At 45.8% G+C, this 8,668-nt stretch carries 9 protein-coding genes; 5 read left to right on the top strand and 4 right to left on the bottom strand.

The annotated features are described in order from the left end of the window. Positions 1-537: 537 nt before the first annotated feature. Positions 538-804, top strand: coding sequence for an SDR family NAD(P)-dependent oxidoreductase (locus tag HFE01_RS27790; RefSeq protein WP_080724253.1), 267 nt, complete (start codon positions 538-540; stop codon positions 802-804). Between the two features lie 400 nt (positions 805-1,204). On the opposite strand, the gene map is transcribed toward HFE01_RS27790, so the two are convergent. Next, entirely contained in the window at positions 1,205-1,951 is a 747-nt protein-coding gene (gene map / locus HFE01_RS24335) for a type I methionyl aminopeptidase (RefSeq protein ID WP_013369117.1), read from the bottom strand. Positions 1,952-2,144: 193 nt separating this feature from the next. Here map and HFE01_RS24330 point away from each other — a divergent pair, with 193 nt between their 5' ends. The 3 genes from HFE01_RS24330 (at position 2,145) to HFE01_RS24320 (ending at position 4,897) form a co-directional block, all read left to right on the top strand. Next, on the top strand, positions 2,145-2,840 hold the full coding sequence (locus tag HFE01_RS24330; RefSeq protein ID WP_167438702.1) for a GntR family transcriptional regulator: 696 nt from the start codon (positions 2,145-2,147) through the stop codon (positions 2,838-2,840). 238 nt (positions 2,841-3,078) lie between these two features. Then, positions 3,079-4,626: a gluconokinase gene (gene gntK, locus HFE01_RS24325; protein ID WP_167438703.1), complete on the top strand. Its 1,548-nt coding sequence runs from the start codon at positions 3,079-3,081 to the stop codon at positions 4,624-4,626. Positions 4,627-4,717: 91 nt separating this feature from the next. Then, positions 4,718-4,897, top strand: a complete 180-nt coding sequence (locus tag HFE01_RS24320; RefSeq protein WP_080561121.1) for a hypothetical protein — start codon at positions 4,718-4,720, stop codon at positions 4,895-4,897. Between the two features lie 175 nt (positions 4,898-5,072). Here the strand turns inward: HFE01_RS24320 and HFE01_RS27120 are convergent, their stop codons facing one another. From HFE01_RS27120 to HFE01_RS24310, 3 genes are all read right to left on the bottom strand, one after another. After that, positions 5,073-5,192, bottom strand: a complete 120-nt coding sequence (locus tag HFE01_RS27120) for a hypothetical protein (RefSeq protein ID WP_013369112.1) — start codon at positions 5,190-5,192, stop codon at positions 5,073-5,075. 113 nt (positions 5,193-5,305) lie between these two features. Further along, a complete protein-coding gene (locus tag HFE01_RS24315; protein ID WP_167438704.1) occupies positions 5,306-6,127 on the bottom strand; it encodes a serine/threonine protein kinase in 822 nt (273 codons plus the stop codon). Between the two features lie 146 nt (positions 6,128-6,273). After that, complete coding sequence (locus tag HFE01_RS24310) at positions 6,274-7,089, bottom strand: MerR family transcriptional regulator (protein WP_167438705.1); 816 nt, start codon at positions 7,087-7,089, stop codon at positions 6,274-6,276. Positions 7,090-7,628: 539 nt separating this feature from the next. On the opposite strand from HFE01_RS24310, the gene HFE01_RS24305 reads away from it, so the two are divergent. Further along, entirely contained in the window at positions 7,629-8,585 is a 957-nt protein-coding gene (locus HFE01_RS24305; protein WP_167438706.1) for an L-lactate dehydrogenase, read from the top strand. Positions 8,586-8,668: the final 83 nt, after the last annotated feature.

The raw sequence follows: 8,668 nt of genomic DNA, 5'->3' as shown, positions 1-8,668 counted from the left end.
CTCGTTGTTCAGTTTTCAAAGATCAAATTCTTTTTCACTGCGTTTTTCAGCAGCTATAAGATCATATCATGTTCATTTCAAAAATGCAAGGGTTATTTCTTTCTTTTTTTCGAAGATCATTTCACCCTGCTTATTCTCTTTTGAAACGGCTGTTTTATTGTCAGCTCAAATAATATACCACTTCGCTTTACTGATTACAACATGTAAAAAATACCAATTAAAAACCGCTAACTGATTTTTGAAAGTCGGCTCTACTACTGTATCCATCAAACTTTTGAATTTGTTTTTCTTCATTATAATTATCGTGAGTATTTGACTGGATCTATTGCACTTGAAAAATGCTTTTCACGCATAGCGATTAGGTATATTACGGGCCCCTAGACTGGGCGATCAATAATGCAGGCGGTGCTTTAGAGCAAGCAGCATTAGCTAAAGTCAGGGTAATGACCTTCCTTTTTGAGTACCATAAAAATTAATGCATTCAGGTGTATATTGGAACATGAAAATTGAGATCCAACAAATGCTTGCAGAGAATCAATTGTCAACGTTTCTTCAATAGTTGGTCTGAAAGCATTTCTGGCATACGGTGCTTACGTGGCATCAAAACATGCAATTCAAAGTCTTACCAATGCAACTGCGCTTGATTATGCAAGTCAAGGCATTCGTATCAATACTGTAGCTCCACGACAACCCAATAGGGCAGTTGAATATCAAGGAGTGCTAGCAGTTATGCTGTATTTGTACCAATTGAAGCCAGCTGGCGATTTCAAAAGTTGCAAAAGGTATTGCTTGGCTTCTCTCTGACGAAGCTTCCTATATAATATAATTGGATCTAAGTTAACGATTGATGGTGGCTTGATGCTTTTTAAAATTACTTCCCCCAATAAATAGCATCCTTTACATTCACATATACGCTTTCCCATCACCGTCTGCATCCCCCTATATCCCCCGTACCTCTGGATCAGTGCCAGGTTCGTCTTTTCTTCATCAGAAAAACGACCTTCTTCTATAGGCTGTCAGTCCGGTTATCCTCACTACATGCAGAAACGGGGATATGGGGCCATTAACAGAATCAAATCCGCGTCAGAAAATTCTTTTTAGAATGCACGCGGCAAAAGAGACTGTCCTCTGGACAGCCTCTTTTCTGTAATAGGTCTAACTCATTTAATTCGCTAGTCTGTAGGTTACTGATGGATGCCTGCTTTTATTGCTGGGTCAAGATGATAGGACCGTCTGCTGTAATTGCCAGCGTATGCTCGTATTGTGCCGACAAACCACCGTCCAACGTACGTGCGGTCCAACCGTCCGCATCAATTTTACTGCGGTATGTGCCTGTGTTGAGCATCGGCTCAATTGTAATAACCATGCCCTCTTTCAAGCGTGGTCCACGGTGCGGAGGTCCGTAATGCGGAACCTGGGGTTGCTCATGCATTTCTTCCCCGATGCCATGCCCAATAAATTCGCGTACGACCGAGAAGCCTTCCGCTTCCGCGTAAGTTTGGATCGCATGGGAAATATCCCCGATCCGATTACCAACAACAGCTTGCTCAATCCCTTTATACAGAGACTCTTTGGTAACGTCCAACAGCTTTTGGGCCTGCTCAGACACATTCCCCACCGCATACGACCAAGCGGAATCTGCCAGCCAGCCATTCAGGTTCACAACCATGTCGATCGTCACGATGTCGCCGTCCTTCAATGGTGTTTTGTTCGGAAAGCCGTGGCAAATCACATCATTAGGGGAACCACAAGTTGCAAACTGGTAGCCGTTATAACCCTTTTGCTCCGGCGTTGCGCCGTGCTTCTTCATAAATGATTCTGCAAAGGCGTCAATTTCCAGTGTCGTAATACCTGGCTTAATCATTTTAGCAATTTCCCGGTGGCAAGCAGCCAAAATTTCGCCGGCTTTTTTCATATTTTCAATTTGTTCTTTGGTTTTAATGATAATCATTAAATGTTCTCCTTCTTATCCATGTTCGTTCCACTTTTCACTGCTTCTTTTTTTCTGCTTCTATTGTAACGCTAAAAGCAGTGAAATGGAACCGATGTCAATTGATACCGTTTACAAGGGCTTAAACGGGGTTTATAATACTCCATAATTTGTATACAAGTATGCAAAATTATTTGCAAGATAGGAGTATTCTATGAAATATCCAACAACCTGGTTACAGGGCGCATCGCTTGGAGAGAGGATTGCTTGCGAACTCCGACTTCAGATTATACGTGGTATGCAGACACCCGGCACTGTTCTATCTGAAAATCAGATTGCTACCGATTTTGGTACCAGCCGTTCTCCTGTGCGTGAAGCCATGAAAGTGCTCTCAAGCGAAGGACTTATCCGCTTGGAGCGCATGGGGGCGGTTGTGATCGGCATGACACCCGATGATATGGAGGAGCTATTCGACGTACGAATGCTGATTGAGCATTTTGTTGTTCAAAGGTATGTACATAGGGATAATACCATATTGGTAAACACTTTAAATCAGATGATCGACAAAATGGAAGTCGCTCTCAAGCACAGAGATATCGCTGAATTTTCTCTTCAGGATTTTAATTTTCATGAAGCTCTGGTTCTGGAAGCAGGCCATACCCGTATTCTCCATACCTGGAATGGTATGAGACAGTTGATCCTGACGGTTATGCTGGCTGCGACAGAACAACGTTTTGCGTCCAACATCGAAGAATCTCAAGTCACGATTCACAAGCACCGCACCTTTGCAAATGCTTTAAAACAAGGAAATGATCAAGAATTATCCCGACTCATTGAGGAACATTACCGAGACACTCGCAACGCGGTTAACGATAGCGTTTTGTCCCCCTATAGAAGAACATTATTCTAGCCGGAACATACCCGACAAAGAGCCAAATGTATCGCGTCTTTATGCCCACTCGAACTGACGCGGTTCTCTTTTCAGACTAGATTGTCGACAAGTATACAATTAACTATACATATTAGCACCTTTACTCTTTGAATGTTATGGAACCATCCTCTCCCTAGTCGCATTCGGTTTGATTATACTGCTGGATGTGTTAATTTAACGATAATAGCTAATAAGGTAAGTGAAGGGGAGAATGAATATGACTGAAACCCGATATATGATCGGCGTCGATATTGGCACGACCAGTACCAAGGCAGTGCTTTTTGAAGAAAACGGCAATATTGCCGCGCAGCATCATGTGGGCTATCTACTCCATACACCTGAGCCAGATGCGGCAGAACAGGACCCTGAAGATATTCTCAAAGCTGTCGTAGAGACGGTGCAAGAGGTCATGACACAAAGCGGAGTACCCGCCGAACATGTGCTGTTCGTCTCCTTTAGTTCGGCTATGCACAGCGTACTGGCGGTGGACAAGAACGGTAAACCACTGACCGCCTCCATCACGTGGGCAGATAATCGTAGTGCCAAATGGGCTGAAGCGCTCAAACATAAATACAATGGACACGATATTTACTTACGCACGGGAACGCCCATTCACCCCATGTCACCGCTGACAAAACTGATGTGGATTACACGAGATTTACCGGATGTTGCGGCCCAGACGTACAAGTTCATTTCTATAAAGGAATATGTCTTTGCCCGGTTATTCCACCAATATGTCGTGGATCACTCGATCGCCTCTGCTACCGGACTCATGAATTTGAAGCAGCTGGATTGGGACGAGGAAGCGCTCACTATTGCAGGTGTGACGAAGGAGCAGTTGTCCGAGCTGGTGCCGACAACTCATGTGCTAAAAGGACTGGACGCAGCCTATGCACATGACATGGGCCTGCTGGAGACGACCCCTTTTGTGCTCGGAGCCAGTGACGGTGTCTTGTCCAACCTCGGTGTGAATGCAATCAAACCTGGAGTTGTCGCTGTTACCATCGGCACCAGCGGAGCCATCCGTACTGTAGTTGATAAGCCTCTCACCGATGCGAAGGGGCGCTTTTTCTGTTATGCCTTGACCGAAAAGCTGTGGGTCATCGGCGGCCCGGTGAACAACGGCGGTATCGTGTTCCGCTGGATACGGGATGAATTTGCAGCCTCTGAGGTGGAAACTGCCAAACGCTTAGGAATTGATCCGTATCATGTGCTGACCCAAATCGCAGAACAGGTACGTCCAGGCTCGGACGGTCTGCTTTTCCTTCCGTATCTATCTGGCGAACGCGCTCCTCTGTGGGACCCAAATGCGCGTGGCTCCTTCTTCGGCCTGTCCCTGCGGCACAAAAAAGAGCATATGATTCGCGCCGCACTGGAAGGTGTACTGTTCAATCTGTATACAGTCATGCTCGCTATGGAGGAAGTCATCGACAGACCGTCTGTCATTCATGCCACGGGTGGATTTGCACGCTCGGAGCTGTGGAGACAACTCATGGCGGATATTTTTGATCAGGAAGTCATTATTCCCGAAAGTCTGGAAAGCTCATGTCTAGGTGCAGCTATTCTAGGCTTGTACGCGTTAGGACGAATTGATTCGCTAGATGCAGTATCCGGTATGATCGGCACCACTCATCAGCATAAACCTGCGGCAGAGCACGTAGATATCTATCGCGATTTACTGCCGATCTATATTCGCATTTCACGTAAATTTGAAGAAGAGTTCAAGGATATTGCAGAATTTCAGGCCAAGTCCCTACAGTCTTAAATTAATGGAACCTGTTCTAACACTGTTGCGTATTATCGTTTTATAAGACCTGTCTATGTCAGTTGGATAGGATAAGAAGGAGGATTAGACGATGCTCAAAAAATTACTGCACCGCCTGCTACATTCCACCTCTCATTCCCATAAGCGGCGATACAGCAGCTCAGATCGTTATTACGACCGTAGACGCCATTCTTCATCAGACGGATACAAGAACAGCCATAACGGTCACCGATATTATAAGGATAAACGCCGTCACTACTCCAGTTCCTAGCCACACAACAAAAAGCAGTGGCGGAGTACAACGTAACACAAGAAGCAAGCCACAGGCTCCTTAAGCTTATAAAGCGAAGCCCCTTCTCATCAAGGGCCTTCGCTTTATTGTTGTGCGCCCTTCGTTATGCAGAGCAACATCAGTGCATTTTACAGGAAATCGGCTATAACCGAAATTACAGAAATAGGGTTTTAGAGATAATCACCAACAAAATAAACAGTACCAGAATCGCTCCTACAGAGGTCCAGGCTCCTACGCCGCAACCCATACCGCCTACTCCACACATATGACTCATTTACAACACTCCCTTCGCTCATTTCAGGATCATTGTATGTAGACCTAGTCAAATGCGTAAGGGGCATTCCCCCATTTTTGCGACGAATGCCTGTTTATTTTTAGGGATTAAAGTTATGGATTAACCTCTAAGTGCAACAATGCTTCCTCCAACTCCTGCATAAACTGTCGACTATGTTCATAACGTGGACGAATTTGAAAAAGCCGCTCCAGTATATGACGCACAGGTTGACTCAGTATTAATTCTTCCTGCCAGCTTCCAGGGGGTTGATCCGGCTGAGGCTCATAACTGCTATACAGCATAAAAAGCATGAAATGCCCGACATCATACAAATCGCTGTAGAAGGCGACATCTTGTCGCTCAGGTGCGCGCTTTTCCAGCATGGCTTCGGTGAATACATCCTCCTGTCGTTCTCCCACGGCCAGAGCAAGCCCAAAGTCGATTAGGTACGGCTTCCCTTCGCGGTGAATTACGTTAGGGATGCGGATATCACGATGGATATATCCCCGTTCATGCACATGCAAAACTCGCTCCATTAACTCTAAAATGTAGACGATACATTCCTGTTCCGTAAAGGAACGCTCCTGTTCAAAGATAAGCTCTTCCAAGGTCATACCGGAGACGTATTCCATGACCATATACATTCCGTCCGAATGTTGGTCAATTTCAAGCAACTTTGGAATATAAGGGTGCTCCATCTTTCGCATTATGTGAGCCTCGCGCTGCAATAGCTGAACTGCCTGCGCTCGTTTGCTCGGTCTGGGCAGTTTTACCGCCACCTCCTGTCCGCTGTGCCGATCCAGACAGAGGTAGGTTAGACCATAGCTACCCATGCCTAAAAACGAACGAACACAATAACGTCCGCTCAGCAAATCACCAGGCTGTTTGGGATAATCTATCCATGATTCATAAATGTTCCGCAACCAAGCAAACATACTTAGATCCCTTCCTATACATGCCGCAGCCACATTTCCTATGCGACTTGTCCTCGTATTCTTGTATTCCGTTATTATATCATCTACGCCAAAAGACCATCAGAGCCGGGTAGGTCTGATGGTCTTATTAGACAAGATAATGATCGTTATGCCTCTCTGCGGCTACGTGGTGTCAGACCGAGCCAGGACAACAGCGAACTGCGCGTTTTGCGTTGCCGGCCCTGATAGGTACGTAGATTAGTGATTAACTGCCGATCCCGTTCTTCCTCGACCCTTTCTTTCATCCAACGTTTATGGTCCTCTAGTTGGTTAGATAAGCTAACATTCTTCTCCACCAAACGGCTGTGCTCTGCTTCCAGTTCCTCCAAACGGCTCCGCATTTCCAACAAAGCGGTTTGCACCATATCCTGCATCTGCGCCAGTTCTTGTGGCTCTACGGACTCCTGCGTTTGTACGGATACAGGTGCTTGCTCCAATCTATACTCCATGGTTGGGGTCAAAGTCTGGAACTGTTCCTGCGACTGCATGGGTTCCTCTGATAGCTCCTGAACATTCATTTCATCCTCTATCTCTGTCAGCTCAACCATAGCAGCAGCTTGCTCCTGCATGACCGTCTCTTCTCTACCCTCAGCCGCCGCCATTATTTCTTGCCAGGTTGCGGTCAGTGACTCAGCATCCGAGACAGGTGGCAAGCGGAATTCTTCATCTTCCAGTTGAAAAGGAGCGGTTATCCTCTCAAGTACCACCTGAACGGATTGCTCCATTGTCATATGCTGCTCACGCAACGCCCTCCGCATCACCTTCAAGCACTCAACATCCTCTGCACTGAACATTCTTGACTGATTAGTGGAACGTTGAAACACATATCCCTGTTCCTCCAGCGCCGCTGCATATTTACGAAGGGTACTCGCCCCGATTCCCAGTTGCTTTGCTGCTTCCGTCGTCGACTTGCTTTCTTCCATTTAATCATTACCTCCCCGGATGGTATGGAAAGAAATAAGCTTGTATATGTAGAATTCGCGGAAACCATTGGAAATCCTTTGGCAAAAAAGTTCTAATATTGCAGACTACTAAGAACCTTTGTCATAAACGAATACATTATAAAAACACAAGAAGCGACATCGCTGAGAATGCTCCTGCACTGTATACTCTTGAGAATCATTAAGAAACGTCACATAAATGTCATGCTCCCAATATTATTATGGCAACTTTTCTTCCATGAATATGGCTCGTGTTATGATTTATACGGAAACCACTTATAAATAAATAGATACCTTACATCCTGTCTTCCAATAAAAGAATATGGATAATCTACACTTATTCTTTGATTAACCCTAAATTGCTCCCCCCTATTCACCGTTCTTTTTTAATTTATCGGAATGAGGACAAAAAAATGGATATTTTCAAAAGATCAGCAATATGTTATGTTATGTAACGTAAAATGGATTTCAGGCATAATTTGTAGCATATTAACGTTCGTTGGAACGAGGAGGAAACATAAATGAAGGGGAAGGCAAGGAAAGTAGCGATTGTCGGCGCGGGAATGGTCGGTTCGAGCTGTGCCTACTCAATGGTCAATCAGTCTATTTGTGACGAAATCATGATGATTGACCGCACGTATGACCGGGCTTTGGCCCATGCACTGGATCTGTCCCATTGTATGGATTTTACGTCTACACGCACCAAGGTCCGTGCAGGCACATATGCAGACTGCACGGATATGGATATTGTGATTATAACGGCTGGGTCCAATCCTAAACCGGGTCAAGACCGCCTATCTGTATTGGACGATGCCGTGCATATCACCAGAGAGATTGTAACAGCTATTATGGAGGGCGGTTTCGACGGTATTTTCGTTATTGCCGCTAATCCTGTCGACATTGTTACTTATCTGGTGCAGAGTATATCCGGTCTGCCGCGCAACAAGGTGATCGGCACGGGTACCTCTATCGACTCATCCCGGCTCAAGACGTTGCTTTCTGAGGTGTTTTCCATAGATCCACGCAGTGTACAGGGGTATGCCTTGGGCGAGCATGGCGAATCCCAATTCGTGGCCTGGTCGCACGTTACGATTGGCGGCAAGCCGCTCTTGCACATTTTGCGTCAGCATAGGGAACGATTCAGACACGTTGATCTGGATGACATCGCCCGTAAAACAAGGGATGCCGGTTGGGAGATTTTCACCCGCAAAGGTGCCACTTATTTTGGTATTGCCAATGCGCTGGCGTACATTACCCGTTCCATTTTGAATGACGATGGTAAAATTATAGCAATTTCTGCCGTATTGGACGGCGAGTACGGACACACTGATGTCTGCACGGGCGTTCCAGCAATCATCGGCAGTAGAGGAATTCAGGAGGTCATCGAGCTTGAGCTGAGTCCAGAAGAACAAGCCAAGTTTGACGCCTCTTGCCGCCTGATCAGCGATAATATTCGTGCTATTTCAGGCTTAGTGTAAGCCCATAGAGTAAGTGTCTTATTCAGAACACGAACCTGCAGCACAGCAAAAAAGCTCCTTACCCTCTTTTTAGGATAAGGAGC

Source organism: Paenibacillus sp. EKM10P (genome assembly GCF_011800655.1).
Classification (GTDB): Bacteria; Bacillota; Bacilli; order Paenibacillales; family Paenibacillaceae; genus Paenibacillus; species Paenibacillus polymyxa.
Note: the sequence above shows the minus strand (reverse complement) of the source record. Positions and strands in the feature narration are given on the sequence as shown.

What these genes read in the sequence shown, in the direction of transcription:
- map (WP_013369117.1), bottom strand. Translation starts at nt 1,951, where the DNA reads ATGATTATCATTAAAACCAAAGAACAAATTGAAAATATGAAAAAAGCC.
- HFE01_RS24330 (WP_167438702.1), top strand. Translation starts at nt 2,145, where the DNA reads ATGAAATATCCAACAACCTGGTTACAGGGCGCATCGCTTGGAGAGAGG.
- gntK (WP_167438703.1), top strand. Translation starts at nt 3,079, where the DNA reads ATGACTGAAACCCGATATATGATCGGCGTCGATATTGGCACGACCAGT.
- HFE01_RS24320 (WP_080561121.1), top strand. Translation starts at nt 4,718, where the DNA reads ATGCTCAAAAAATTACTGCACCGCCTGCTACATTCCACCTCTCATTCC.
- HFE01_RS27120 (WP_013369112.1), bottom strand. Translation starts at nt 5,192, where the DNA reads ATGAGTCATATGTGTGGAGTAGGCGGTATGGGTTGCGGCGTAGGAGCC.
- HFE01_RS24315 (WP_167438704.1), bottom strand. Translation starts at nt 6,127, where the DNA reads ATGTTTGCTTGGTTGCGGAACATTTATGAATCATGGATAGATTATCCC.
- HFE01_RS24310 (WP_167438705.1), bottom strand. Translation starts at nt 7,089, where the DNA reads ATGGAAGAAAGCAAGTCGACGACGGAAGCAGCAAAGCAACTGGGAATC.
- HFE01_RS24305 (WP_167438706.1), top strand. Translation starts at nt 7,629, where the DNA reads ATGAAGGGGAAGGCAAGGAAAGTAGCGATTGTCGGCGCGGGAATGGTC.